At 71.3% G+C, this 26,159-nt stretch carries 24 protein-coding genes and 2 pseudogenes; 14 read left to right on the top strand and 12 right to left on the bottom strand.

Annotated elements, in window-relative coordinates; all coding sequences use genetic code 11:
* Positions 1 to 4 precede the first annotated feature (4 nt).
* The 5 genes from LV780_RS21290 to LV780_RS21270 all read left to right on the top strand — a co-directional run bounded on the left by LV780_RS21290 (position 5) and on the right by LV780_RS21270 (position 9,149).
* Positions 5 to 1,138 (top strand): hypothetical protein, encoded by a 1,134-nt coding sequence (locus tag LV780_RS21290; protein WP_108222096.1) that lies wholly within the window; start codon positions 5 to 7, stop codon positions 1,136 to 1,138.
* A gap of 68 nt (positions 1,139 to 1,206) precedes the next feature.
* On the top strand, positions 1,207 to 2,754 hold the full coding sequence (locus LV780_RS21285; RefSeq protein ID WP_108222094.1) for a hypothetical protein: 1,548 nt from the start codon (positions 1,207 to 1,209) through the stop codon (positions 2,752 to 2,754).
* Positions 2,751 to 4,709, top strand: coding sequence for an ATP-binding protein (locus LV780_RS21280; RefSeq protein WP_108222093.1), 1,959 nt, complete (start codon positions 2,751 to 2,753; stop codon positions 4,707 to 4,709). The genes LV780_RS21285 and LV780_RS21280 overlap by 4 nt, the downstream gene beginning before the upstream one ends.
* The gene (locus LV780_RS21275; protein WP_233864312.1) at positions 4,706 to 5,335 is read left to right on the top strand and encodes a hypothetical protein; all 630 of its coding nucleotides are present in this window, start codon (positions 4,706 to 4,708) and stop codon (positions 5,333 to 5,335) included. Before LV780_RS21280 ends, LV780_RS21275 begins: the two co-directional genes overlap by 4 nt.
* Before the next feature lie 4 nt (positions 5,336 to 5,339).
* Positions 5,340 to 9,149, top strand: a complete 3,810-nt coding sequence (locus LV780_RS21270) for a translocation/assembly module TamB domain-containing protein (RefSeq protein WP_233864310.1) — start codon at positions 5,340 to 5,342, stop codon at positions 9,147 to 9,149.
* A 534-nt stretch (positions 9,150 to 9,683) separates the two neighbouring features.
* Here LV780_RS21270 and LV780_RS21265 read toward each other — a convergent pair.
* Positions 9,684 to 10,640, bottom strand: a complete 957-nt coding sequence (locus tag LV780_RS21265; RefSeq protein WP_080517500.1) for a phosphate/phosphite/phosphonate ABC transporter substrate-binding protein — start codon at positions 10,638 to 10,640, stop codon at positions 9,684 to 9,686.
* On the bottom strand, positions 10,627 to 12,315 hold the full coding sequence (locus LV780_RS21260; protein WP_101342014.1) for a methyl-accepting chemotaxis protein: 1,689 nt from the start codon (positions 12,313 to 12,315) through the stop codon (positions 10,627 to 10,629). The genes LV780_RS21265 and LV780_RS21260 overlap by 14 nt, the downstream gene beginning before the upstream one ends.
* A 668-nt stretch (positions 12,316 to 12,983) precedes the next feature.
* On the opposite strand from LV780_RS21260, the pseudogene LV780_RS21255 reads away from it, so the two are divergent.
* Positions 12,984 to 13,544: pseudogene (locus tag LV780_RS21255) on the top strand (recombinase family protein).
* On the opposite strand, the gene LV780_RS21250 reads toward LV780_RS21255, so the two are convergent.
* Positions 13,489 to 14,118, bottom strand: coding sequence for a LysE/ArgO family amino acid transporter (locus LV780_RS21250; protein ID WP_108222089.1), 630 nt, complete (start codon positions 14,116 to 14,118; stop codon positions 13,489 to 13,491). The pseudogene LV780_RS21255 and the gene LV780_RS21250 overlap by 56 nt on opposite strands.
* Before the next feature lie 72 nt (positions 14,119 to 14,190).
* On the opposite strand from LV780_RS21250, the gene LV780_RS21245 reads away from it, so the two are divergent.
* A complete protein-coding gene (locus tag LV780_RS21245; RefSeq protein ID WP_108222087.1) occupies positions 14,191 to 15,087 on the top strand; it encodes a LysR family transcriptional regulator ArgP in 897 nt (298 codons plus the stop codon).
* Between the two features lie 105 nt (positions 15,088 to 15,192).
* Here the strand turns inward: LV780_RS21245 and LV780_RS21240 are convergent, their stop codons facing one another.
* Both LV780_RS21240 and LV780_RS21235 read right to left on the bottom strand, forming a co-directional pair.
* Positions 15,193 to 16,269 carry a lipocalin gene (locus LV780_RS21240; protein WP_233864307.1) on the bottom strand — a complete coding sequence of 359 codons (1,077 nt, stop codon included), beginning with the start codon at positions 16,267 to 16,269 and terminating at the stop codon, positions 15,193 to 15,195.
* Entirely contained in the window at positions 16,269 to 17,138 is an 870-nt protein-coding gene (locus tag LV780_RS21235; protein ID WP_233864304.1) for a viral aspartic protease, read from the bottom strand. Before LV780_RS21235 ends, LV780_RS21240 begins: the two co-directional genes overlap by 1 nt.
* Positions 17,139 to 17,396: 258 nt before the next feature.
* Between LV780_RS21235 and LV780_RS21230 the strand changes: the two genes are divergently transcribed.
* Positions 17,397 to 18,635, top strand: a complete 1,239-nt coding sequence (locus tag LV780_RS21230; protein WP_117345289.1) for an Hsp70 family protein — start codon at positions 17,397 to 17,399, stop codon at positions 18,633 to 18,635.
* Positions 18,636 to 18,798: 163 nt separating this feature from the next.
* Here the strand turns inward: LV780_RS21230 and LV780_RS21225 are convergent, their stop codons facing one another.
* Both LV780_RS21225 and LV780_RS21220 read right to left on the bottom strand, forming a co-directional pair.
* Positions 18,799 to 19,686: a DMT family transporter gene (locus LV780_RS21225; RefSeq protein WP_108222081.1), complete on the bottom strand. Its 888-nt coding sequence runs from the start codon at positions 19,684 to 19,686 to the stop codon at positions 18,799 to 18,801.
* A gap of 175 nt (positions 19,687 to 19,861) precedes the next feature.
* Positions 19,862 to 20,155: an SH3 domain-containing protein gene (locus tag LV780_RS21220; protein ID WP_101342019.1), complete on the bottom strand. Its 294-nt coding sequence runs from the start codon at positions 20,153 to 20,155 to the stop codon at positions 19,862 to 19,864.
* 200 nt (positions 20,156 to 20,355) lie between these two features.
* On the opposite strand from LV780_RS21220, the gene LV780_RS21215 reads away from it, so the two are divergent.
* The 4 genes from LV780_RS21215 (at position 20,356) to LV780_RS21200 (ending at position 22,949) form a co-directional block, all read left to right on the top strand.
* On the top strand, positions 20,356 to 20,859 hold the full coding sequence (locus LV780_RS21215; protein WP_101342020.1) for a hypothetical protein: 504 nt from the start codon (positions 20,356 to 20,358) through the stop codon (positions 20,857 to 20,859).
* A gap of 114 nt (positions 20,860 to 20,973) precedes the next feature.
* Entirely contained in the window at positions 20,974 to 21,741 is a 768-nt protein-coding gene (hdhA, locus tag LV780_RS21210; RefSeq protein WP_101342021.1) for a 7-alpha-hydroxysteroid dehydrogenase, read from the top strand.
* Positions 21,742 to 21,781: 40 nt separating this feature from the next.
* On the top strand, positions 21,782 to 22,576 hold the full coding sequence (locus LV780_RS21205; protein WP_108222079.1) for an SDR family oxidoreductase: 795 nt from the start codon (positions 21,782 to 21,784) through the stop codon (positions 22,574 to 22,576).
* Positions 22,539 to 22,949: a hypothetical protein gene (locus LV780_RS21200; protein WP_146172319.1), complete on the top strand. Its 411-nt coding sequence runs from the start codon at positions 22,539 to 22,541 to the stop codon at positions 22,947 to 22,949. Before LV780_RS21205 ends, LV780_RS21200 begins: the two co-directional genes overlap by 38 nt.
* Positions 22,950 to 23,133: 184 nt before the next feature.
* On the opposite strand, the gene LV780_RS21195 is transcribed toward LV780_RS21200, so the two are convergent.
* The 4 genes from LV780_RS21195 to LV780_RS21180 all read right to left on the bottom strand — a co-directional run bounded on the left by LV780_RS21195 (position 23,134) and on the right by LV780_RS21180 (position 24,876).
* Positions 23,134 to 23,340, bottom strand: coding sequence for a cold-shock protein (locus tag LV780_RS21195; protein WP_011911127.1), 207 nt, complete (start codon positions 23,338 to 23,340; stop codon positions 23,134 to 23,136).
* A gap of 251 nt (positions 23,341 to 23,591) precedes the next feature.
* Positions 23,592 to 23,966, bottom strand: a complete 375-nt coding sequence (locus LV780_RS21190) for a hypothetical protein (protein ID WP_101342023.1) — start codon at positions 23,964 to 23,966, stop codon at positions 23,592 to 23,594.
* Between the two features lie 96 nt (positions 23,967 to 24,062).
* The gene (locus LV780_RS21185) at positions 24,063 to 24,338 is read right to left on the bottom strand and encodes a hypothetical protein (protein ID WP_101342024.1); all 276 of its coding nucleotides are present in this window, start codon (positions 24,336 to 24,338) and stop codon (positions 24,063 to 24,065) included.
* 265 nt (positions 24,339 to 24,603) lie between these two features.
* Complete coding sequence (locus LV780_RS21180) at positions 24,604 to 24,876, bottom strand: hypothetical protein (protein ID WP_152334879.1); 273 nt, start codon at positions 24,874 to 24,876, stop codon at positions 24,604 to 24,606.
* Here LV780_RS21180 and LV780_RS21175 point away from each other — a divergent pair.
* Positions 24,863 to 25,072 (top strand): hypothetical protein, encoded by a 210-nt coding sequence (locus tag LV780_RS21175; protein ID WP_044249857.1) that lies wholly within the window; start codon positions 24,863 to 24,865, stop codon positions 25,070 to 25,072. The two genes, LV780_RS21180 and LV780_RS21175, sit on opposite strands and share 14 nt — an antisense overlap.
* Before the next feature lie 178 nt (positions 25,073 to 25,250).
* On the opposite strand, the gene LV780_RS21170 is transcribed toward LV780_RS21175, so the two are convergent.
* Positions 25,251 to 25,487, bottom strand: coding sequence for a hypothetical protein (locus tag LV780_RS21170; RefSeq protein ID WP_108222077.1), 237 nt, complete (start codon positions 25,485 to 25,487; stop codon positions 25,251 to 25,253).
* A gap of 159 nt (positions 25,488 to 25,646) precedes the next feature.
* Between LV780_RS21170 and LV780_RS21165 the strand changes: the two are divergent.
* Positions 25,647 to 26,082 (top strand): annotated as a pseudogene (locus LV780_RS21165) (Crp/Fnr family transcriptional regulator); the annotation flags it as partial.
* Positions 26,083 to 26,159 lie beyond the last annotated feature (77 nt).

Here is a 26,159-nt window from a genome sequence, read left to right as displayed (position 1 = left end):
CACCGTGGAGCGCAAGGCGCAGGCGCTGGCCGAGGCGAAGAACGGGGTCGTGACGCCGCTCTACTTCGACCGGCAGGTGATACGGGCCGAGGATCTGACGCTGGACCGCCGGTCGCACGACCGGGAACTGGCGCGGATGCGGCGGCTTCTGCACGGCTGGGGCGTGGTGGCGGGCCTCATCCCGGTGATCGGCCGGGACGACAGCCTGACCCTGTCCGCCGGCTATGGCATCACCCGGACGGGCGACGAGATCTACCTGACCGAGGCGCTGACGGTGCCCGACATCACCGGCCGGGTCTGGGGCTGCTGCGGGCCGGGGCCCCTGTCCTGCGAGGTGGTCGATCCCGACGAGCGTCGCAGGCGGGCGGGCGCGGCCGATCTGGAGACGGTGACCGCGTGGCTGGTGGCGCGCCCGGCCGAGGAGGAGGGCAGCCTGCGGCCCGGCGTGGCGGAGGGTTGCGGCCACCCGGCGAACCGGCTGCGGCCCAGCCGGGCCTGCGACGTGGTGTCGATCGAGCTTCTGTGCGCGCTGCCGCCCTCGTTCGCGGTGCCGGCGGCGGCCTGCGACGCGCTGGCGCCCTTCTTCTGCGCGGCTCCGCCCGAGATGCTGCCGATGCCGGCCGAACCGCCGCCCGAGGACAACCTGCTGGTGCTTGGGCGCATCCTCGCCGGGGCCGAGGGCTCCCGCTTCCAGCCGCTGGACCGCCGCGCCGTGCTGCCGCTTTCGGTGGTTCAGGACTGGTTGCAGGCCTGCATCTGCCCGCTGACCGTGCCGCGCCCCGCCGAGCCGCCCACCGAGCCGGGCGAGGTGGTGGTCGAGCCGCCTGACCGAAGGCCCCCCGACCGAAGGCCGCCGGTGTTCGACCGCCCGTTCGACGACTTCCGCGGCGTGCTGGTGGCCAACGGCTTCCGTCTGGCCGAGGTGCTGCCGCCCGAACGGCTGCGCATCCCGGACCTCGTGACCGATGTCTCGATCCGCGACAAGCTCGCGGCGGAAGGCATCGCCACGCCCGCGGCCTTCCTCGAGGCCGACGAGGCACAGCTTGCGGCCACGCTCGGCCGCACCGTCGCGCAGATCACCGAGATGAAGGCCGAGTTGGCCGATCTGGCCGTCTTCGCCCGCGGTCCGGGGTTCTGAGCCATGCGCCCGCGCCGCATCATCCCTCGCAGGCCCGGCGCCTGGCGGCCGGCGGGGCGGGGGTGGCCATGACGGGGGCGGACCGCCTCGTCCTCGGGCGCGTCGCGACCCGTTGCACCGCCGTCGCGGGCCCGGCGGTGGCCGTGGCCACGGGCGCGCGGCTCGATCGGGCCGTGCGCGAGGATCTTCCGGCGGCGCTGGCGTGCGCGGCGGCGCCCGTGATCTCGGCGCAGGAGGGCGTGGTGCGGCTGCGGCGCCTGCGCATCCGGCTCGATCTCGGCGACGGGCTCGATGAGGCGGCCTTTGCCCGCCTGCTGGCCGAGCGGATCGTGGGTGCGCTGAAGGCGGCGCTGGCGGGCGGCGCGCGCGAGGTGCGGCACTGGCCGGACCATGCCAGCTACATGGCGGCCTACATTCTCTTCCGCGCGGGCCTCGGGCCGGGCGAGGGCTGGGCCTTTCCCGATTTCGCGGCGCTGGAGCATCTTCCGGCCGAACGCGCCGCGGCCGAGCTGATCCTCGCCCGTCCCGAGGTGCTGGCCCGGTTGGCGGTGGCCCCGGCCGCGCGCGGCGATCCCGCCGATCCCGTGGCGCGCTGGCCGGCGGAGGCGCAGGCCGCCCTTGCGCGCGCGCTTCTGATGCAGGCGGCGGCCGAAGCCCCGCCGCTGGAGGACGCCCTGCGGCTCTTGCAGGAGGCGGGCCTGCCGCCGCCCGCCCGCCGCTCCGCCGCCCTGATCGCCGCCGAGGCGCTGCGCGTGACCCTGCGCCTGCTGGCGCGGGGCGGGCGCGAGATCGCCCCGCAGGCGCTGCTTCTGGCGGTGGCTGCGGTGCTGACCTTGCAGGAGCGCGCCGCGCGCCCCACGGGCGAAGCGCGGGCCGAGCCGCCCACGCGCCCGGAGGCCGAGGCGCCGGCGCTGGCGGCGGCCGTGGCCTGCGCGGCGGCCGGGCCCACGACGCGGCGCCTGCTGTTCCGCCTTGCCCGCCCGGCGGGCCAACCCGCCGCGCCGGAGGAGACGACCGCCGATCCCGCTGCGCCGGGGCTGGCCGGGCGCGCGCGTCCCGCGGCGGCCGAGGCCCCGGCGGCGCGCAGCCCGCGGGCGGGGCTCGCGCTGCTCATGCCCTCGGCCCTGCTGCTCGACGCCCCCGCCTGTCTGGCGCCCACGGCGCTGGCGCAGGCCCTGTGGCAGGCGCTCGATCCCGAAGACTGGGCCGATGCCGCGCACGACGGCGCGCTTCAGCGGATGCTGCCGGTCGAGCCGCGCGAGGTGGATATGGCGGCGCCCCAGCCCGATCCGCCCCCGCGGCTGCTGCGGGGGCTTGCGCCCGAGGCCCGCCGGGTGATGGAGGGCGCCGACCCCGCCCGCCGCTGGTCGGCGCTGCTGATGGCCGATCTGGCCAGCCGCCTGCGCGGGCTGCACGGCAGCTCCCACCCCTACCTGCGGCGGCAGTTCCTGCAGCGGCCGGGCCTGTTCGACCGTGGCCCCGACCGGCTGACGGTGCGGCTCGATCCGCTGCCTCTGGGGATCCTGCTGCGGATGGCGGGGCTGACCGGGCCGCAGGGCCGGCTGCCGCAACCGGGCCTTCCCCGGCTGGTTCTGCAGATCGGGGGCGAGCCATGAGGGACGAGGCGCGCCCCTTTTCCGATCCTGCCGTCTGGCTGGAAGGCGCGCTTCAGCTTCTGGCGCTGCGCCTGCGCCACGAGGTCGCCCTCACCCGCGCGCTGCGGGGCGAGGACCGGCGCGAGCAGTTCCTCGGCCTCTTTCTCAGCGACGCCGAGGCCGAGGCGATGCTGGACGAGATGTCGGGCCGGCTTGCGGCCGCGGGCGGGGTTCCCGCGCTCGATGCGGTGATGGCGGCGTGGCACGACCATGCCGCCCTGCGCCGCCGCGAGCCGCTGGGGATCTGGCCGCGGCTTGCGCAGGTCTTCGGGCTGGCCGAGGCCGAGCTGGACCTGCTGGTGCTGGCCGCGGCGCCGGCGCTCGATCCGCGGTTCGGGCGGGCCTACGGCTATCTTGGTGAGGACGTGACGCGCCGCCACCTGACGCCCGCGCTGGCGCACCGGCTGCTGCCCCACCGGCTGGATGCGCTGACGCTGCGCCGGATGCTGGCGCCCGCCGCGCCGCTGCGGCTGTTCGCGCTGCTCCGGCTGGACGAGGCGGCGCCCCGGATCGAGGCGCCGCTCGGGATCGACGAAGAGGTGGTGGATCTGCTGCTCGGCGCGCCGCCCCGGCCGCCGGGGCCGGTGCTGCCGCTGGGGCAGGGGGGTGAGACGGGCGCGGTGATCGTGACCGCAGGCACCCCCGACGCGATCTCGACCGCCGTGCTGGATCTGGGCGAGGCGCGCGGCTGGGCGCTGTGCCTGCTGCCCGAGGACGGCCGGTCCGACCTGCTGGCGGCCCGCATTCGCGCCGCGCGGCTGGCCGGCGCGGTGCCCGTGGTGCCCGATCCGGCCGCGGGCGCGCCCGAGCGCGCGGCGCTCGCGCCGCTTCTGGCTGAGGGCGCGGTGCTGATCACCCCCGACGCACAGCCCTGGCAGGAGGCGGGGCTGCGGGCGGACCAGATCGACCCCGTGGCCTGCGAGCGTCGCCACGCCGTCTGGAAGGCGCGGCTGCTCGGTTCCGCCACCCTGACGCAGGCGCGCCATGCCGACCTGCTCCGCCTGGCGCGGAGCAAGGCGCGCGACCCGCGCCCCGACGCGCTGCGCCACAGCGCCGAGGCGCAGGCGACCGCCGCCCTGACGCAGCACGCCCGGCGGATCGCGACGCGGCAGGGGATGGAGGATCTGGTGCTGCCGCGCCCGACGCGCGCGGCGCTGGAGCGGCTGATCGACTGGCAGACCCACGGGGCGCAGGTGCTGGGCGACTGGGGCCTTGGCGCGCTCTTCGGCAAGAGCCGCGGAACGGTCGCTTTGTTCAAGGGGCCCTCGGGCACCGGCAAGACGATGGCGGCGGCCATCGTGGGGGCGCGGCTCGGCCTGCCGGTGTTCCGGGTGGACCTGGCCGCGATGGTGTCGAAATACATCGGCGAGACCGAGAAGAACCTCGAGCGGCTGTTCCGGGCCGCCGAAGGGTCGGACGCGCTGCTGTTCTTCGACGAGGCGGATTCGCTCTTTGGCCAGCGGTCCGAGGTCAGTGACGCCCACGACCGCTACGCCAATCTCGAGACCTCGTACCTGCTGCAGCGGCTGGAGAGTTTCGACGGGCTGTCGATCCTCGCCACCAACCTGGCGCAGAACCTGGACGCGGCCTTCCTGCGGCGCTTCGATCATGTGATCGAGTTTCCCATGCCGGGCCCGGATCTGCGCCGCGCGCTGTGGGAGCGGGGGCTGCGCTCGGCGGCGCCCATCGCGGCCGATCTGGATCTTGGCGCGCTGGCCGAGCGGTTCGAGATGACCGGGGCCGAGATCCGCAACTGCTGGCTTGACGCCGCGCACCGGGCGGCCGCGCGCGGCTCGGCCGTGGGCATGGAGCTGATCCTGCAGGCGGTGGCGGCCGAGCTGCTCAAGCAGGGCAAGGTGCTGAAGAAGGCCGATTTCGGCAGCCACTATGTGCGGGCGCGGGGAGGGGCGGGATGACCGACTTCGACAGCGAGATGATGCGTGAGGACAAGCCGCCCCTGCCGCTGCCCGCGACCCGGGAGCCGCTGCGCGAGGGGCCGCGGGTGCTGCCCTCTGACCCCGCGTTGATGGCGGCGATGGCGGCGGCGCGGCGCCCCGAGCCCGCAGCCGAGCCGCTGCCCGCGCGCGAGGAGCTGCGCGCGGCCGGGACGGCGGGGGTCCGCGAGACGGCGGGCGATGTGCGGCAGGCACCGCAAGCCGATCGTGCGCCCGATGCGCGGCGGCAGGAGCCCGAGCCCGATCGCGCGGGTGAGGCCGAGGCGCGGCGCCGGCGGGAACGGATGCTGACGGGCGCACTGGCCGGGCTGTTGCAGGGCCCTGAGGATGCTGTCCTCGCGCCCTTGGTCGGGGCCTTCGAGGCGGCGCCGGCCTCCGATACGGCGCTGGCCGCCGATGCGCTGGTGGCGCTTTACCTGCGGGCCGAGGCGGATCTGCGCCGGAGGCTGCGGCCGGTTCTGGCCAGCCTCGTGCGCGCGGCCCCGGCCTCGGCGCTTGGCCGCGCGCTGGGGGCGCGTCTGGGGGCGCTGGCCCTGCCCGGTGCGGCGCCGCCGCCCGCCCCGCCACCCCCCGCACCGCCGGAGTAGGGGCATGGTGCAGCGCGCCTCCAGCGGACGCCCCCCGCCGTCGCCCGAAGGCGCTCCGCCCGCACGCGACCGGGCGCCGGCGCAGCGCACGCCGGATCGGACGCCCGACCGCGGGCCCGATGCCACGGCCGGCACGCCCGCCGCGGTCTTCGGGCTGCTGCCCGAAAGCGCGGGCTTCGTGGCCCGGCTGGGGCCCTCGGGCTGGCAGCTCGGCGCCGCCTTCCTGACCGGCGAGCCGGTGCCGCTGCGCGACCTGCCGCAGCCCGTCCCCGGCCTGCGCATCGACACGGTGCAGTGGCGCAACCGGCAGCTGCGCCTGCGGGGCGGGCTGTCGATCCCCTATCTGGACGATGCCGCCTTCGAGGTGATCGTGGATCGCGAGGGCCGGGCCCGCATCTCGGGTTCGGCGACCAAGCGGCTTGCGCTGCCCGCGCTCGGCAATCCGCGCCTGACGATCGCGATGGGCGAGACCGGCGCGCTGTCGGGCGAGCTGACCTTTCGGGACCTGTCGCTCCTGCCCTCGGGTCTGGGGCGCGGCGCGCGGGCCACCGGATCGGGCAGCATCCGGTTGCGCGACGGGCGCCTTTCGGGCGACGGGTCGGCCGAGATCACCTATCAGGATCTGGGCAACGGCAACGTCCGCTTTGCCTTCACCGAGGCCGGCGCCTTCACCGCCGAGGGCACCTTCCGCGTCACGCCGCCCTTCGTCAACGAGGTCAGCGGCGATCTGGCGGCCGACGAGGCCGGCAACCTGACCGCGAACGCGCGGATCGGCGTGGGCGACATGCGCACCAGTCTGCCGGGTCTGTCGCTGACGGGGGGCACGCTGACGCTCGGCTACCTGAACGGGCGGCCCTCGGGCGGGATCGAGGGCTTTGCGGCCACCTACGCGGGCCTCGGCTCGGTGACGCTGGAGGAGGCCACGATCGCCGCCTCGGGCTTTGCCGGAACCGGGCGCTTCGCGCTTGAGGTGGCGGGGCTGAACGAGGCCTCGGGCCGGGTCACGATCCGCAACGGCCGCGTCTCGGGCCTGTTGCGGCTGGGGGCCGATGCCTTCCCGGCCGGACTGCCGGTGCGCCGCCCCTCGCTGACGGTGCGGCTGGCCGAGACGGGCCGCGTGGGCGTCGATGGCTCGGCCACCGTCGATCTGGGCCCCGCCGGCACGGGCAGCTTCTCGGCCGCCTATTCCGAGACCGGCGCCTTCAGCTTCGGCGGCGACGTGACCCTGACCATTCCGGGCCTGACCACCGTGACCGCCCGCGTGGGCTACGCCAACGGCGAGATCTCGGGCGAGGTTCAGGTGCCGGTGAACACGCAGCTTCTGCCCGGTCTCGACGGCTCGGTGACGGTGCGCTACGCGCAGAACCGCTGGTCGGGCGAGACCACGCTGAACTTCGCGGCCGACAACGGCAAGCTGTCGGGCACCGTCACCGTCACCGTGGCGCAGACCGAGGCGGGCGCGCTGGAACTGGGCGGCGAGGGGCGGGTGACGGCCCAGCTTGCGCCGCGCCTGCAGGGCACGCTGACCGCGCGCATCCTGCCCGAAGGGGCGGTGGACATCTCGGGCGTGATCGAGGTGACCGAGCCGCTGGAGCTGTTCCCCGAAAAGCGGATGGACCGCGAGCTGTTCCGCTATGCGCAGAACATCCCGCTCTGGGCGATCCTCGTCGCGGTGATCCGCATCCGGGCGGGCGTGCGCGCGGGCGTGGGGCCGGGCGTCTTCCGCAACATCCGCGTCGAAGGCTCCTACACGATCGGCTCGGCCGAGGCCGACCCCTCCTTCACGATCTCGGGCGAGCTGTTCGTGCCGGCCTTCGTCGAGGGCTATGTGGCGATCGGCGCGGGGCTCGGGCTCGACGTGGTGCTGGGCGAGCTGACCGGCGGGATCGAGGCGGTGGGGACGGCGGGCCTTTACGGCGCGATCTCGGTCGAGCCGGCGCTGACCTACGCCGATGGCGACTGGGGCATCGAGGGGGTGGCGACGCTCGCCGCGGGAGCCCGCCTCAAGCTCGGGCTGAACGCCTGGGCCGAGATCGAGGCGCTCTGGGTCACGGTCTGGGACAAGCAGTGGAAGCTGGCCGAGGTGGTGATGCCCGTCGGCCCCGATCTGGGGCTTCAGGCGCGCATGTCCTACAAGTTCGGCCGCCCCGAGCCTCCGACCATCGAGATGACCTCGTCCGAGATCGACACGGCGCGCCTTGTGCAGGATGCGATGCCCAAGGACGGGCCCGCCCCCTCGGGCGCGCGGGAGGCGTTGCAGAACAAGGCCGAATGGAAGGGCCAGCTGCAGGCGCAGCGCGCCGCCGCGGTGCCGCCCGAACAGGTGGCGCAGCAGGCCGAGCCCGCCACCCCGCCGCCCGCCCCGCCACGGCCGCCGAAGGCCGCGGGGGGGCCGCCGGCCGCCACGCCCGCCGCGGGGCCCGCGGCCCCCGCCACGGCGCAGCAGACGCAACCGGGCGCCAGCCCGAACGAGGCGAACCTGCCCGCGCGCAGCGACGCCGTGGACCGGGCGGCCGCGCCCGACAGCAACATCCCGGCCGCGGTTCCCGAAGGCTCGCTGCCCGGGTCCGACCAGCCGCGCTATCCGCATCCGATCACGCTGAAGATGCTCGACGAACCGCCGGCCCCGATGCCGCGCACCCTCTCGCAGGAGGCCGAGGATGTCGCGGCCGCCAGCCGCATGGTCGAGCTGGCCAGCGCGCAGGCGACCGACAGCGACGCGCTCGACAACTACTTTCCGCGGATCAAGCAGCGGTTCGGTCTGGTCTCGCTGGGCTACGAGGGCGACTTCCAGCGCGGCTTTGCCGTGGTCGGGCGGATCAACCCGGAGTTCAAGCGCCGGGTGGCCGAACCCCTGAGCGGGACCGGGCTGCCGGGCGCGCTGGCCTCGGGGCATGTCACGAAGATCGTCCACGAGCACAGCCAGCTGGGCGGCGCGCAGGTCGGGCTGACGATGCGGGCCCGGCCGCTGGGGCCCGACCACCAGCAGGGCTCGGGGCCCACGGGCCAGGACGCGCTGATGGCGCAGCTGCCGACGGACCCGCGGATCTATTCCGACACCGCGCAACGCTATGTCCGCGGCCACCTTCTCAACGATCACATCGGCGGGCTCGGGCATCCGATGAACCTCTTTCCGATCACCGCCTCGGCCAATGCCCAGCACGAAAGCGCGGTGGAATCCTACGCCAAGGACTGGGTGAACAACCGCAAGCTCTGGATCGACTACACGGTCGAGGTGAAGGCCAGGCCCGAACTGAGCCGGGCGACCGGAGGGCTGAAGAAGATCGACGCCGTGGTCGACGCGACGGCCGCGGCGCTGGACACCAACCTCGACCGCATCCCCAACCTCACGCGGCATGTCACCATCGCCTCGACCTACCGGACCGCCTCGCAGGCCGAGGAGGGCGAGTTGAACGACTTCACGCAGGCGCTGGTCGATCCGACCGCGGCGGCGCTGCAGGCCGAGCGGCCGCAGGATCAGGCCCTGACGGCCCCGCGGTCCTCGCGCGAGACGCCGACCAGCTTCCCGCCGCACATCGGCGCCGCGATCGCGGCCGCCGTGGTCAAGCTGGGATCGCGGAGCCGCGTGGCGGCGGTGCTGCAGGATCATCCGGGCTTCGGCGATGTCTCGGAGGAGGTGCTGTTCGAGGTCTATGACCGGATCGGGACGACCGGCGCCACGGTCGATTTCCTCGGCTCGCCGGCCGAAAGGGGCGTGCTGACGCGGATCATCAACGCCTGGGGCGGCAAGGACGGCATCGGCGCCCGGCTGGAACGGGCGATTGCCTCGGCCGGGTCGGGCGCTGGCCCGTGACGATTTCTGCAAACGGTCACGGCCCATGATGAAGGACGCAGCGAATTGGAATGCCCTGAACGTCAGCCCCGGCATCGAACGTGCCGCAGGAAACGGGATTGCGCGGCAGCGTCATGGGCGGCGGCTTGACCCGCGGCAGGTCAGTGCGTGGCGTTCCGACATTACGAGTCGGAGTGTATTGTTCGTGGTCCGGTCCAGGTTTCCGGGGGTGGTGGCCCGCCTTCGGACATGTGCGACGGCGGTGGTCCTGACCGCAGGTCTGGCGGTGCATCGGACGCCTTGGCGACGGAGATCGCCAAGCGGCCTTAAGCGCCGGCAGGTCGGTCTTGCGCCGATCTCCTGCACAACCATGACATGCTCGCGCCCATCGGGTTCAGCCCGGGGAAGAGCCTCTGAGCCCGGCCCACCGCATTTCACGCAGCAAGATCAGATCTTGACTGCCGCGATCAGGATATCCCCGCGGGAGATCAGCGGTCAGGCTGCGCCGGAGGATGCCAGGACCGCACACTCCCGCAGATGGCCTTGCACCGGCGCTCAGGGACTCGCCTCCTGCAGCTTTCGGGCCTCTATGATCCCGCTGTAGGCGCGGATGGTCGTCGGCACGAAGTCCTTCGCCTCACCGCCGGCCACCAGCCGTGCGCAGGCGGCATCCGTCTCATGGAGCCGTGCCGTCAGGGGAACCACGGTGTCACGGACGGGCTGCGGAACGTTGCGGCTGATTACCAGCGGTCCCTCGGGGATCATGCGCGACTGCCAGAGCATCACGAGATCCGACATCCGGACCAGCCCGGCGCTCACGGCCTTGCGCAACGGCCCCGAACTGAACCCCTCGTCCCAGGAACCCACACCATCGCCGGAACTCACCCCGGCGTCGTATTGACCCTGAGCTACGCCTACGATCGTCTTCTCATGCCCGCCCGAAAAGGGGGTGGCGGCAAAGAAACGCGAGAGATCCCCATACTTCGCCGAAAGTTCTGCCGCGGGGATCAGGTAGCCCGAGGTCGAATCCGGCTCCCCGAAGGCGAAGGTCCTGCCGCGGGCATCCTCCATCGATCGGATGCCCGAGTCCTTGCGTGCAAAGGCATAGGAGAAATACCCGGTCAGCCCGGACTTGTTCTGCTTGGTCAGGGTGACGTCCACCGCATCGGGGTTGGACAGATGGATCTTGGCGAAGGACGAGGCCCCGAGCCAGGCCATGTCGACCGCGCCCTTGAGGAACCCGTCGATGACGCCATCATAGGTGGGGCTGGTCACGAGCCGTACCGGAACCCCGAGCGCCTCCTCGAGCTTCGCCCGGTAACACTCGTTTGCAACGACGGCAGCCTCGGGGGACTCACCCCCAGCGAGACCGAGGCGGAATTCGGTTATGTCCCCCGCGGCGAGCACAGCCTCCGGTGCGGCCAGGACCAGGAGTAGCCCGGCCAGAAGCGGGATCGGCAGCCGGGCGCGGAGGAGCGTGGCGGCGCCACGATTGCGGTCATGCGGCGTCATGGCGGCGGAAATCCTTGTCGAGCATGTCGTCGGAGGCACCTTTTTCCATGTCCAAGGCGAAGCCTCCGGGTGCTTTCGCTTTGGGTGTTGCCTTGAGGTTCGGGGTGGCCCGGCGAGGGGATCGAGCCGGACCCTCGACATGCACGGCCGACCCTGCTGCCGGTGCCTTGGAGGTGGCGGTTGTCGCCTCCAGACGGAAATGGGTCATCGTTCGCTGCAGTTCTTCGGACTGTCCGGAGAGGACCTCCGCCCCGGACGCCAGTTCAATTGATGCCGACGTCGTCTGCTGCGTGACCGTATCAAGCTGCTGGATGGCCGTGGCCACCTGCTGCGCTCCCAGCGCCAGTTCGCGCGAGGCCACCGAGATGCCGCTCACGAGGTTGGAGGTGCTCTCGATGTCGGGCACGAGTTCGCCGAGCATCTGGCCGGCAGCGGTCGCGGTCTGGACCGTGCGCGTCGAGAGAGCCGAGATTTCACTCGCGGCGGTCTGACTGCGCTCGGCCAGCTTTCGGACCTCGGAGGCCACGACCGCGAAGCCGCGCCCATGCTCGCCGGCGCGTGCGGCCTCGACCGCGGCGTTCAGCGCCAGAAGGTCGGTCTGACGTGCGATGTCCTGGACGACGTTGATCCGCTCTGCGATCGCCTGCATGGCGGAGACCGCTTCGGCCACCGCCGTCCCCGAGGCGCGCGCCCGTTCAGCCGATTTCCGGGCCATGATCTCGGTCGCACCGGCATTGTCCGCTGTCTGCTTGATGTTGGCCGCCATCTGCTCGACAGAGGCCGAGGCCTGCTCGGTGGCCGAGGCCTGTTCCTGCGCGCCCTGCGACAGTTCTTCCGACGTCGCTGCCATCGCAGAACTGTTGGCGGTCACCTGCTGCACCGATGCGCCGACGGTTCCGACCACCTCGCGCAGTTTCAGGATCATGCGGTTGTTCGCGGTCAGCAGCCGGCCGATCTCGTCGCGGCCGCGTAGGTTCGAAGTGGCGATCAGGTCGCCGTTGGCTACCCGTTCGCTCAGAGCCAGCGCCTCGCGGAGGCCACGCACGATCGAGCGGGTGATCAGGAAGGCCGCGATCGCCCCGGTCACGATGGCCGTCCCCACCGCGATCAGCAGGTCGCGCAGCGCCGTGCTGTAGGTCTGTTGAGACGCGTTGACAGCCGCGGCAACGTCGGCCGCCTGATGCTCTCGCAACTCGCTCAGGAGGCGCGACCTTTCGGCACGGCTGCCGCTTGCGGACGGGTCGTGCAGGACATGTGCGGCCCCGCCGAGGTCGAACAGCTTCGACCGCTCCAGCGCGGCGTCGTTGCGCCTGTTCCCCTCGATGTTCAGTTCGCCGATCCGGACAAGCTTCGCCCGCTCGGCCTCACTGGATACCAGCGCCTGAAGCTCCGCGAGGAGGGAGTCCCGCTCATTTCGGGCGGCAAAGACCGCCTTTTCGAACTTCTCGAGCTCTGCATCCTCGGTCGCCACCATGTGATCCCGGAGTGCTGCGGATTCCCGCTGCTGCTCGGCCACCATCCGCTCGACAAGAACCGCAGCGGGGAACTCGACCTGCGCCAGAGTCTCGATGCGGGCATTCATCGCCTGCAGGCGCTGGAGCGACAGGCCGGTTGCGATCAGGAAGAGCGTGAAGACGAACAGAAAGGCGAGGGCGAGCTTGATCTTGATGGACATCGGGAATGGCAACTCCTGCGAAGGCACGTGCGATGATGCTGGCTATGGGCGCCGGCCGACGGGCAGAGTCGGCCCGTGCGTCGGATGGGCGGGATTGAAGGGACGTGGAAAATCGCAGTCGCTCTTCCGAACAACATCTCCCACTTCCGGATCAGGTATCCGGGAAGATCGTCAACAAGGGCTGAAGCCGGCCGCTGGCGGTGCTTTTCCGCCGCCCGGCCATGATCGGCGCGCGAAGTTGCATAACGTCAGCGGCATCAGGAGCAGCCGGCCGTGCGGTCCACATCAGGATTCAGGCCTCGATACTGATACAGCTGGTCCTGAGAACGAAGTTTGGTCACATCAAGTTGGCGTCGCTCTGATCCGGCATGCAGTGGTCTCTAGCGTAGCTCTGTCAGAAATCTGATCCGGGAATTCGGGTCTTGATGCCATCTTAAGGATGTGTGGCCCCAGATGCGGTTCCAAGGCTGCCCCAATTGATATCCGAACCGTGGCCGCGACCAGCGCGTTGGCACAGAGCAGCCCGATCACGGTCGGCGAGGCTTGAGACCAGGACCAGGCACATCTCGTTCGTGCGGCGTCACATCCGATACGAACTCGCCCTGTGCTAACAAGAACTTGTCCGCAAGAGGAACCCTCTGCGGACGCAGAAGCAGGCCTTGGCGTCCTTGGGCGTCGCGGGAGTTCGCATCTGCACCGACCACGGCCTGACCGGGACGAGTCGCGCCCGGCCGGGTCTCGATCAGGCGCTCGCCGCCGTCCGGGAGGGTGACACGCTCGTGGTCTCCAAGCTCGATCGCCGGCGCGGTCGGTTCCGGATGCCCGCGCCATCGCCGACCAGCTCGCCGCCAAGGGCGTGAGGCTTGCGCTGGGGGCGGTGGGTTCACGATCCCACGGACCCGATGGGCAAGATGTTCTTCAACATCCTCGCCACCTTCGCGGAGTTCGAGGCCGGCCTCATCCGCGTTCGGACGCGAGAAGGAATATCCCCAGCGCGAGCTGGATGGCCTTCGCGCATTGGCCTCATCCGCGCGCGGACGCGAGAAGGAATGGCGATCGCGAGGGCGCGGGGCAAGCTGCCCAAACTATCGGAAAAGCAGCAGAAAGAGCTGAGGCGCATGCATGGCTCACGGGCTGCGCTATCCGGCAAGCTACTGGACGCGACCGGACGGGTCAGGCGGCGGCGGTCAGGACGTGGTTCAGAAGGCCAGCGGCAAGCAGGATCATGACAGCGCCCACCAGCAGGTCAAGAACGCGCCAGGCGAGCGGCCGGGCGAACAGCGGCGCGAGCAGGCGGGCACCGAAGCCGAGGGCGGCGAACCAGACCAGGCTGGCCATGCCCGCGCCGGCCACGAAGGGCCCATGCGCGCCCACGGGCTGCGCCGCCCCGACCGATCCCACCAGAAGCACGGTGTCGAGGTAGACGTGCGGGTTGAGCAGGGTGAAGGCGGCCACGCGGGCCAGCGCCCCCGCCCGCGTCAGCGCCTCCCCCCCGTTCTCGGCGACCAGCCGAGCGGGGTGCCACGCCCGGCGCAGGGCCGACAGCCCGTACCAGCCGAGGAAGGCCGCGCCACCCAGCGACAGACCCGTCACCAGCGCGGGCGCGCGCCCCAGAACCGCTCCGAGACCCGCCACGCCTGCCGCGATCAGCGCCAGATCGGCCAGCGCGCAGAAGGCCACGACCGCTCCCACATGTTCGCGCCGAAGCCCTTGCCTCAGGACAAAGGCGTTCTGCGCGCCGATGGCGACGATCAGGCCGAGGGACAGGCCGAAGCCGGTGAGGAAGGGGGCGAGGTCTGGCATGACGGCTTTCCTGCCGCGGGTGGCGGGTGTAGTCCAGTTCAGGATGCTAATGCTGATGAAGCGGAGCTAAGGATGCTGGACTATCCGCTGTTGGCCGCCCTTGCCGCCGTGGTGCGCGAGGGTGGCTTTGACCGGGCCGCGGCCGTGCTGGGCGTGACGCCCTCGGCCGTGTCGCAGCGCATCCGCGCGCTGGAAGAGCGGGTGGGCGCGACGCTGGTCGTGCGCAGCCAGCCGCCGGTGCCGACCGAGGCCGGAGCGCGGCTCTGCGCCCATGTCGAGCGCGTGCGTCTGCTGGAGAGTGAGCTGGCCGACCTGCCCGCGCTGGCGGGACCGGAGGAGGGGCCGGCGACGCTCCGGGTGGCGGTGAACGCGGATTCGCTCGGCAGCTGGTTCCTGCCCGCCGCGGCGCGCTTCTCGGCGGCCACGGGGGCACTCCTCGACCTCGTGCTGGAGGACGAGGAGCATACCGCGGCGCGCCTGCGCACGGGCGAGGTTCTCGCGGCCGTCACCGCCGATCCGACACCCGTGACCGGCTGCCGGACACGCGCGCTCGGCGCCCTCCGCTACGTCGCCAGTGCGAGCCCCGCATTCCTGGCCCGGCACTTTCCCGAGGGGGTCAACCCCACGGCCCTCGCGCGGGCGCCCGTCCTGCGGTTCGACCGCAAGGACGGGTTGCAGGCGCGCTGGGTGCGCCAGACGATCGGGCACGAGCTGAAGGCGCCGACTCATTGGGTGCCTTCGACGCAGGGATTTCTCGATGCAAGCCTCGCGGGGCTCGGCTGGGCGCTGAACCCGCTGCCGCTGGCGGCGGGGCATCTCGCGGCGGGCCGCCTGGCCGAACTCGTGCCCGGGCGCCCTCTGGACGTTCCCCTGCACTGGCAGCACGCCCGACTGGGCGCGCGCCTTCTCGAGGCGCTGACAAGGGAGGTGGCGGCGGAAGCGCGTCGTCGCCTGGTCATGACCGCGTGAGGCAAGCCGGTCGGCTAATGCGAATTATGTTGTGTGATGAAGGCTGCGGCCTTCTCCCGCGGGGTCGGGTATGCGGGGGCGTTCTCCGTGCGGCAGGCAGAGGGCTTACCGCAGGCGCAGGCGCCATGACAGGTCGAGGCCCACCTGGCGGCTGTCGAAGAGATCCACGGTCGAGTCGGTCTGCACATATTGCACCGACAGGTCGAGCCGGGGCGTGATCTGCCGGAACAGGGCGAGCCCGAGGGTCCGATCCCTCTGCCCGATCCCGAAGACCTGCCCGCCCGAGGCGTGCGAGCCCCAGAGCGACAGGCCGGTGACGGCCCCGCCCATGCGCCAGCGCAGTTCGGCAAAGGCCTCCAGCCGCTCGACCGTCTGGTCCCTGACCGGACGTCCCAGATCCAGGCCGAAGCGGGTGGCGGCGCCGGACCAGACCGAATGCCATTCGAGGCCGACACGCGGCTGGCCCATGCCCGGCCTGCGACGCTCGCCCAGTTCCATGCGGATCTCGTGATAGCTGCCGGGGGCCGCGAACAGCCGCGAGACGGCCACGGACCCGTCGCGCTGTTCGGACTGGCTCAGGCTGCGGTCGCTCTCGGTCTGCCGCAGGCACAGGTCGAGGAAGGTCCAGCCCGTGACGTGATTGCCGCTGCAGAGCAGGAACCGCCGGTCGCGCCGCTCATAGCCGCTTTCGCGCGCGCGCGAGATGGCGCCGTCCAGTTCCGCCTGCAGGAACCGGCCCGTCCCCCAGGCAAGGCGCGCCTCGCTTTCGAACCGGAGGCCGGCCGTGGCGCCCGCGCGCGCGACATAGGCCGGGTCGATCTCAAGCCAGCCGCCGCCGAACTCGATCCGGCGGCGGCTCACGCCCCCGTTCAGGTTGGGCGACCAGCCGAGCGTCGGACGCAGCGAAGCCTCGGCCAGCACCCAGGCGAGGCCGGGGCCTTCGTGGTAGAAGCCCTGCGCGGTCATGTCCGCCTTGAGCGATCGGATGCGCGCCATGGGGCTCGCCCCGTCGGCCAGCGCCCGGCCGTGGGCCAGGATCCGCAGCCGCTCGGACACGACCAGATCGCCGCTGCGGCCCAGCTCGTAGCTCTGGGCGCGCGCCTCGGCCACCCCGAGCATCAGGACAAGGATCCACGCCCCCAGCCACCCCCAGGGCGCGGCCCGGCACTTTCCCCGGACCATCAGCGGTAGTTGAGCTGGCTGCCCCAGAAGATCCCGTCGGATTTCAGTCGCTCGCCATCGGCGCTGAAGACCCCCGAGGTCGTCATCCTTTCGTTCAGCCGCTTGAGGCTGTCTTCGGTGCCGCTGATGCTGCCGCGCAGGTGGCCGCGGGCCGTCAGCGTCTCGCCTCCGACCCGCGCGGTCTGGGTGATGGCGCCGCCGAAGGTGCCGGTCACGATGTTGAAGGCCAGATCGTCGGCGAGGATCTGGGTCTCGATCTGCGACGTGTCGTTGACGCCCGTCCGCAGGTTGATCGCGGCCGTGCCCTTGTCGAAGTCGATGGTCAGGTTCTCGAGATCGCCCTTCCCGGTCAGGACCCCGCCGCCGTCCACGCTCGCATAGACCCGGAAGCTGCCCGTGCCGCGGAAGTAATACTTGCCGCTGCCGACCGGATTGCCGGCCTTGTCCACATTGTCGAAGGGCGCCTGGTCCGCGGTCAGGCGCAGGACCTTCACGACCTTGCCGCCGTCCTTGCCGCTCCCGTCCATCCGGGCGATGACCTCGACGAAGACCGAGTCGGGAAAGCCGTTCTCCGCCTCCTCGATCAGGCTGCGGTAGCCCGCGGGCGAGGCGGGATCGGCGTCGTCGAACTGGCCAAGCGCGTCGCGGTCGGCCTGTCTCGTGGCGTTGTCGATGCGGACCCGGCTGTAGCCGTTGTGGTCCGTGACGTAATTCTGGATTCCTTCGGTCACCACCTCGCGGCCGGGGAAGTTCGGCTCGGGCTGGCCGCCGCCGCCGCCCCCACCGCCGCATGCGGCCAGGCTGCAGCAGACCGCCGCCCAGAGCGCGGCGCGCACCCCCCTGCGGGCCGCCGGTCGTTCGTCCGCCATCCTTGCCGAGATCATCTGAAATCCGTCCCTTCCGCCTTCGGATCGCCCCTGCCGCCGGCAGAGGCTCCGCCGGGGCCCGGCCATCTGGACCCCCGGACGGCTCCGGTTGCAAGCCGGCATGAGAATTTCCTGGCCGATCGTGGCGAACTTGCCGGCATGAGAAAGACGCCCCCCCCCCGGCCCCGTCGCCGTTTTCCGGGCTTGCCGAGCGCGCCGCGGCCGGGTAACCCGCGCGCCCTGCCGCAGAGGAAGACCGCCATGAACGACACGCTCGCCCTCGACTTCGGCACCTCCAACTCGGCCGCGGCGGTGCTGGAGGAGGGTCGGCCCCGGCGGATCTGCCTCGCGGGCGAGGGCGAGACGCTGCCCACGGCCGTCTTCTTCCCCGCCGATGGCGGGCCGATGCGGATCGGGGCGGCCGCCGGTGCGGCGCTGGTCGCAGGCGACGAGGGCCGCTACATGCGCGCGCTGAAAAGCGTGCTCGGCGCGCCCCTCCTGCAGGAACCGCGCCTGATCGGCCGCCGGCGGCGCAGGCTGGCCGATGTGGTGACCGAGTTCCTGGCCGAGGTGAAGCGGCGCGCCGAGGCCGAGGTCGGCCGTCCCCTGCCGCGCGTCCTGTCGGGCCGGCCGGTGCATTTCCACCCAGACCCCGACCGCGATGCCCGCGCCGAGGCCGATCTGCGCGCCTGCTACCGGGCCGCGGGCTTTGAGGAGGTGGCCTTCCTCTTCGAGCCCGAGGCGGCGGCGCTGGCCAGCCACGGCCTCGGCCGCGAGGGCGAGACCGGCCTGATCCTCGACATCGGGGGCGGCACCTCGGATTTCACGCTGTTTCAAGGCGAGGAGGGGCGCTGCCGGATCCTCGCCAGCCACGGGATCCGGCTGGGCGGCACTGACTTCGACCGCGCGATCTCACTTTCCCATGCCATGCCGCTTCTGGGCAGCGGCGGAGAACTGCGCCGCGAGTTCGGACCCGGCCGCCTGCCGATGCCGAACGACCTCTATCTCGATCTCGCCACATGGGAGAAGATCCCCTTCCTCTACACGCGCGAGACCCGTCAGGCCGTGGCCGGGCTCGCGAAGCGCGCGGTTGAGCCGGGCAAGCTCGGCCGTCTGGCCGAGGTGCTGGAGCATGAGTTGGGCCATGATCTCGCCTTTGCCGTCGAGCGCGGCAAGATCGACGCCAACGCCGGCCGCCCCGGCGCGATGATCCGCATGGGCCGGATCGAGCGCGGGCTCTATGCCGAGATCACCGGCGCCTCGCTGGACGCGGCCCTCGCCCGGCATCGGGACCTGATCCGCGACGCGGCGGCCGAGACCTGCCGGAAGGCCGGGGTCGCGCCGTCGGACGTGGCGGTGGTGATCCTCGTCGGCGGGTCGAGCCTGATGCGTCTGGTGGCCGAGGAGGCGCGCGCGCTCTGCCCCGCGGCCCGGATCGAGAGCGCCGAGGCCTTCACCGCCGTGGTGGACGGGCTGGCGCTGGCGACCGCTGGCCGCTAGGCGGAGGCGGCCGCGGCCCGCGCGGGACCGGGCACAAAGCGCCGGCAGCCCCAGAACGGCCACGGATCGGGCGCCACAAGCAGCGCCCCCTTCCCCACCCGCTTGCTAGGGCGAAAGCCGACGCCGGTCTCCGGGATCCGTCCTGACACTTCGGGCGCCAGCGTCACGACCGCCCCCGCGACGAGGCGATGACCGCGCCGGCCAGAATCAGCGGCCCGGCCAGAAGGAAGGTCGCGCCGGGGACTTCGGCAAAGAACAGCACACCCGCCGCCGCGGCCCAGAGGATCGAGAGATATTCGAACGGCGCAAGGGCCGCGGCCTCGGCGTGGCGGAAGGACAGCGTCATCAGGATGTGCGCGACGCCGCCCGAGACGCCCGCACCGACCAGCAGCATCGCCTGCGCAGCTCCGGGCCAGGTCCAGCCCATCGGCAGCGTGGCGAGGCCCGCGAACGCCGAGACCACGGCAAACCAGAAGGCGATGGCGCCTGCGCGCTCTCCGGCCAGCGTCAGACGCCGCACCTGGATCAGCGCGCCGGCCGTCAGGACGGCGGTCACAAGCCCCAGCGTCACGCCCACCCCCGCCCCCGCGGGCAGGCTGCCGGAGAAGGCCGGCAGGCAGAAGGCCACCCCTCCGCCGAGGCCAAGCGCCACGCCGCCCAGCCGCCGCGGCCCAAGCCGCTCATCCAGCAGGGCCCAGCCCAGCAGCGCCAGCATGACGGGCGCGAGATAGGAGAGCATCGTCGCCTCGGCGAGGGGCAGCAGCCGGATCGTTGCGAAGGAGGTGAACATGGCCGCGGCGCCCATCAGGCAGCGGCCGATGTGGCCCAGCGGGCGGCGCGTCGCGATCCCCTCGCGGATGCCGCCGCACCACCACAGGAAGAGGGCCAGCGGCACCAGCGCCACGGCCGACCGGAAGAACACCACCTGCCCCAGCGGCACGCCGTCGCCCAGGGCCTTGATGCAGGCGCCCATCGCCGCAAAGGCGAGCGTCGAGCCGATGCGCAGCACAATGCCCAGCGGCTCGCCGGTCGGGGCGGCCAGCGCCTTCATGCGGAGGGCTCCCGCAGGGGGCGGGTCCCGATGACCGCGGGCGCCCCAGTCATTCGGGAAACCCGGCCGTGCATAATCGTGTGCCGGCGGTGAACCAATGGCGTTTCAGTCGGACGTGCGGACCGGGTGCCACCGTGCGGCATCGGCTGCCTGTCGGGCCGCAGGCGCCCAAGGGTCAGCGCCGGGACAGATAGTCGGCCGCGACATAGCCGGTCAGGCGCGGCGCCTCGACCAGCGAGACCCGGCACCAGCGTTGGCCCACCTCGGTCACGCACCCGTGGCGCACGAGGGCCGTGCCATCCGGCAGGCCGAGGAGAACACGATAGCCCAGCCCCGGCCCGGCGCGGAGCTTCAGAAGCTCGCCTCCCGCGCGTTCGACGGTGACCCGGCTGCCCATGCCGCCTGCGTCGCCAGCGCAACCGGCCACGAGCAGAATGGCTGCCAGCACGGGACGGAACATGTAACGCATGACGGACCCCCTTTGCCCGATCCGGCGGGCTGCGACCTGCATGTGGACGAGAAAGCCCCCCTCTGGCAAGGGTCGCCGCGCCCGGAGGGGCCGAAAGGCGATACCTCCAAAGAACCGTTGTCACGCAGGCCATCCGTGCCCTTCCATTGCGCAGGCCGGACCGGTTTGCCGGGATGCGCGGTTCGAGGGGGGGGTCAGCGATGGCCAGGACACGGGCAGCGGAGGTCGATCGGGACGGGCGGACCGAGGTTCTGCTCGAGCGGTTCGCCGAACATTATCCGATTTACCAATATGCCTTCGTGGAGTTCGTGGTGGACCATCTCACCGATCTCGCGCGCAGCTTCGAGGGCGATCTGCAGAAGATGCTCCTGCTGGCGGTGATCGGCCAGCGCCGGCTGCGGGCGATCCGCGAGGCCGGAGGCGACCCGCGCGCGGTTCCGGCCGAGCGGATGTCGGTCTCGGCCTCCCGGCTGGCCGATGTGACCGGGATCCCGCGCGAGTCGGTCCGGCGCAAGCTGGCGCGGATGGAGGAGCGGGGCTGGATCGCGCAGGCGGCGGACGGGGGATGGTTCATCCTCGCGGACGAAAGCGGGACGGACACGCGGGTGCGCCGCGACCTCGCCGAGGTGGATCTGAGGTCACGCCGCCGCGTCGCCCGACTCGTCGCCGATCTCGAGGCCCTGTGCGATCGCCCCGGCGGCTGAGGCGTCTCAAGGCCGCAGGGGTGCCCATTTTGGGCAGGTGCCCCCTCAGCGGTTGCCCGAAGCCGTGCTACCTCTTGACGCGCCAACCATCGTCATGTTCGGGGGAACGTCGGTATGTTCGACCCAGGTCTTTTCAGGCTGGATGGGCAGATTGCGCTGGTGACGGGCGCCGGAGCCGGCATCGGCCGCGGCATCGCCGAGATGTTCGCCGGCGCGGGCGCCTCGGTCGTGGTCAGCGATCTCAGGCAGGACACGGCCGGATCGGTCGCCACGGCGATCAGCGACGCCGGCGGCCAGGCGGTCGGGATCGCCTGCAACGTCACGCGCGAAGAGGATCTGGAGGCCGCGGTCCAGGCGGCGGTCGATCGGTTCGGCGGGCTCACGATCCTTGTCAACAACGCCGGGGGCGGCGGGCCGAAACCCTTCGACATGCCGATGGAGGAGTTCCGCTGGGCCTACGAGCTCAACGTCTTCGCCCCGTTCCGGCTGACACAGCTGGCCGTGCCGCACATGGAGGCCGCGGGCGGCGGTGCGGTGCTGAACATCTCGTCCATGTCGGGAGAGAACAGGAACCAGCGCATGGCCTCCTACGGGTCATCGAAGGCGGCGATCAGCCACCTGACCCGCAACATCGCCTTCGATCTCGGGCCGAAGAACATCCGCGTCAACGCCATCGCACCGGGCGCGATCCGCACCGACGCGCTGGCCACCGTGCTCACGCCCGAGGTCGAGGCGGCGATGCTGAAGCACACGCCCCTCAAGCGGCTGGGCGTGCCCGCCGACATCGCCGCGGCCGCTCTCTACCTCTGCTCGCCCGCGGCGGCCTGGGTGAGCGGGCAGATCCTGACCGTCTCGGGCGGCGGCGTGCAGGAACTCGACTGACCCGGCCCTTACCCTTCCCATCCATCGCCGAGGACACGCCATGAGCTTCGACGCCTTTGCCGAATTCCGCATGGACGGCCACACGGTCATCATCACCGGCGGCGCGCAGAACATCGGCGCCGGGATCGCCCGGACGCTGTCGGGCGCGGGCGCCCGGGTCATGATCGCCGACCGGAACGGCGACATGGCCCACGAAACGGCCGCCAAAATCGCCCGCGAGACCGGGAACGACTGCCGCGGCATGGCCTGCGACGTGACGGACGCCGCGGACATCGATGTGGTGGTGAAGGAGACGGTCGCGGCCTTCGGCGGCATCTCGACGCTGGTCAACAACGTGGGCTGGGGCGGGCGGCAGCCGGACCCGGCCGCGATCCCCGAGGACGAATTCCTCGCCTCCTACAAGCTGAACACGATCAGCGCCTACCGCATGAGCATGGCCTGCCTGCCCTGGCTCGAGAAGGCGAAGAACGCCTCGATCACCAATTCGGGCTCGTTCTCGTCGGCGGTGCCGGCCAGTGACATCCTGCCCTACGCGACGGCCAAGGCGGCGCTGAACCAGATGATGGTCTCGCTCGCGCACATGCTGGCCCGGCGGGTCCGCGTGAACTCGATCCTGATCGGGACGGTGATCACCGAGGGCTATGCCAGCGCCGGGATCACGCCCGAGATGCAGGAGCGGATGATGCATCCCGACAACCTGATCGGGCATCCCGGCCGGCCGCAGGACATTGCCAACGCCATGCTCTGGCTCTGCTCGCCCGCCGCCTCCTGGGTCAGCGGGCAGACGATCAACGTCCATGGCGGCGGCACCGTGGTGCGCCTGTTCGGGTCGTGAGGTGGGCCGTCGCGGCGGACCGACCCTCGCCGCGGCCTGCGGCCTTGTGCTGACGGGCGCCGCGGCGCTGGCGCAGGACGCCGGGCCGGGCCAGTTCGGCCCCTCGGTCCTGCCCCTGCCCGAGGCCGCGGTGGGCCAGCCGATCCAGCGCGCATCCCGATGTGGCAACGCTCGATCTGAACCTGCGCGGCAAGCTGGTGGTGCCGGTCGCCGTGCGGCTTCGAAATCCGGGATGCCCTTCGCGCTCGGCTCGGCCTGCGCCTCCACGGGCTTTGACGGCGGCGAGGCTCTGGCGAGCGCCGAGAGTGTCGGCAAGCCGGTCCACCCGTGGCGTCTGCTCGACGCCTTGGGGCGCGCCGTCGGGTTGGCGTGAACGGCCACCCTGCTCGCGCGCGGGATCTGGGCGGCGTTTGCGGCCGACTGTCTGCGGGGGGCCATTGGCGGAACGTCACGGCCCGACCCTTCGCGGTTGCCGCCGACCGATACCCCATGGATACTCTGCAAGCAAAACGGGCGGCCATAGGCCGCCCGTCCATGTCGATCCGAAGATGGTTCGATCAGGCGAGAACGAGGTTCGTCGCCGACTCGCGACCGTTGCGGTCACGCTCGAGGTCGAAGGTGACGGTCTGCCCGTCGTTGAGCTGCCGGATGCCGGCGCGTTCAAGCGCGGTGACGTGAACGAACACGTCCTTGGAGCCGCCCGTCGGGGCGATGAAGCCGAAGCCTTTGGTGGCGTTGAACCATTTCACGGTGCCGTTGGCCATCGTGATGTTTCCTTGTCTTGTGCGCCACCCGCTTGATGCGGTGGCCTGGCTCAGTTTCGTCAGAGTCGCAACTGAAGCCGCAAGGAAACAGAAGGTCGAAAGAAGATGCTTTGCCCCACCTTGATGACAGACATCGCCCGTCAAGACAAGCCTCGATGGAAAACAGAATATCGCCGCGCCGGAAGCAGGAGCCACAGGGGTCCTTCGCGCCATGTATCCCGAGCGGGGGCTTCGACCCATCCCGGGATGGGTCACGGCTCGTAGAGGCGGCGCAGGTCGGCCTCGGTCACTCCGTCAGCCTCCATGACCATCCGGATCATGGGATCGTCCAGCATCGCCTGCAGGAAGAACCGGTCGAGCGACTGGCCCGACGCTTCGTCGCGCGCGACCGCCGCGTCGATGTCCGCCAGCCGCACGGTCAGGGCCCGGGCGAGGTTGGGCATGTTCGCGGCGGGATGAAGATGGACCACAACCGATGCCCGCCATGCCGCCGGATCCGTCATGCCCGCCGGGGCCCGGATCTCGGTATCCAGCTGATAGCGGCCGGCCGGAAGCTCACCATCAAAGCCGGGCAGGCGGAACGGCCGCAGGAACACCGCGGTGGATCGGACGATGCGGTCGGCCATGATGGTCCTCCTCCTGTCTCGGGGTCCGCTCGCGACCCGCTGAGGCGCTTCATGCCCGACGAGCGTCCGGAGCGGTCGTCCGCGCGGTGCCGGTATTCACAGGTCCGACGGGACGACATTTGCATTCGCGACCGCGGCACGATCCCGGCGCAGGGCACCATCCAGGGCGCGGAGATCGATTGGACGCCGCTCGCGCCGGTTCCAGTGCTCGATCGTGATGTAGAACTGGATCTCCCGCCAGCAAACTTCCTTCGGTTGATGGCTGGCATCGACCTCGGCCCAGATCTCGTACGTCCCCGGTGGGAACAGGTTGCCACCCAGGCGGAACGCGGCCTGGAAGGAAACATTCCAGTGGAAGGTGCGCCGTTTCATGGCAACTCTCCTTTGCAAGCAACCGTGCAGCGCTGATGCGGGCCGTTGTGCGTCGCATGGCGCGCCGTCCTGAAGGGCCGGATCTCGGCGGCCCTTGTGTTCGGGATCTGTCGTTCCCATATCGAGCCAGGGCACGGGTCCTGCACCGCGCCGCCTTTCGGACCAGGGCCGGGACTGGAGGCGCCTCTTGAAGCCCGCTTCTTCCCGAAAATCCCTGCGGCTTCCCTCCTGCAGCCTCGACCGGCGCGTGCCTGCCGGAACCCCTTCAACCGGAGAGCCCCATGGCCAAAGGCATGAACATCCGCGGAAACCGGCAGACGAAAAAGCCGAAACAGCCGAAGAAGGCGCCCGCCGTCGTTACGGTGACGCGCACCCACACGGCCTTGGCGCCGTCGTCGGGCTCGGGGACCCTGAAGAAGCCCTGAACGGCACGACGCGGGATGGCGGGTGCATCCGCCCGCGTCCCGGCGGCGGCCGGAATGTGCGCGAGACCACGGACCTCGATGACAGAACAAGGAACAGCCATGCGATCCTCCAAGCCCGACCCCGTTCGCGCCGGCCCTGGTCATGCCGCACAGCGCGCCGACGCTGCCTCCAAGGCAATTGTCGCCGCCGAAACAGATGCGCGGAATGCGCAGGTCGCACGCCAGCGGGCCGCCCGGCTCGAACGCGACGCGACGCTCGCGGCCTTGCCCGCGGCGCCCAAGCCGGTGCGGAAATCCGGCCGGAAATGACCGCCGTTCCCTGGGGAGCCGCCCGGTTCGACCACGGATAATGAGAACCGGCTCTTCCCTGCGAAAGAGCCGGCCCGCCGTCACGAAACGAACTGCCCGAATATCGCCGCATCATCAGGCACCGAGGAATTCCCTCTCCCGTCGCAGGCCCCGTCCGGACGTGCCGCACCCGAGCCCTTCATCGCCGTCGCAGCGTGTTCTGCCCGACGCTGATCCCGGCGATCAGCCGGGCCGCCTCCCTGTGCAACTCGGCATCACCGTCCTCGGGATGCCCCGCATGGGCCGCCGCCGCATCCTCGAGGAGGCCCACGATCTCGGCCTCTGGCAGGATCTGCCTGTCGAACAGCGAGAGGAGCAGGGCCTCGCAGATCGCGAGGGCCGCGACTCCTGCAGTGTCCGGGGGAGGCGCTTGCATGGTGGACCTTTACGACAGGTGTGGTGATCGGATGCTTGGCTGCCGATGCCGTCGAGTATCGCAGCAATCGCGGGGCGGGCACTGATCCAGAGCAGCGTCATGCCGGTTCGCCGTGATGGACAGGTTCGACGTCAGCCGCTCTTCGACGGCCGGGATGCCATGCCGATCGCGAACCGCCCTCTCGGCCGCAAGCTCGACGCCTTTGCCGCGTGCTTTCCGAGGACGAGTTGACGGTTCTCGAGGCCATGCATCAACGCCGTCGCGTCTATCCGCCGGGGCAGGCATGATCCATCAGGGGCAGGAGCGGCGCTCGCCCCATGACCTCGCCTCCGGCTGGGCATCGTCCTGCAAGCTGCTCCCGGACGGGCGCCGGCAGATCGTCGATGTCCAGATCCCGCGTGAGTTCCTCGGGCTTCGGTCGCTGCTGTTCCGCACGTCCGATCACAACATCATGCCGGTGACGAGGATCGAAGCCTCCGAAGTCTCGATCCAGGATCTCCTCAGGGACTTCAACCGCGTGCCGCGTCCGGCGGCGGCGGTGCCGTGGGCGGCCTTGCGCGACGAGGCCATGCTGGTTGAACATCTGGGCGTCGGGGCGTGCTAGGCGCGGTGGTTCTTCTGGCCCTTGTGGGCAGGATCGTGGCAACGGTGGTGAACTGCATGACCATCACG

The organism is Cereibacter azotoformans (assembly GCF_021391315.1).
Classification (GTDB): Bacteria; Pseudomonadota; Alphaproteobacteria; order Rhodobacterales; family Rhodobacteraceae; genus Cereibacter_A; species Cereibacter_A azotoformans.
Note: the sequence above shows the minus strand (reverse complement) of the source record. Positions and strands in the feature narration are given on the sequence as shown.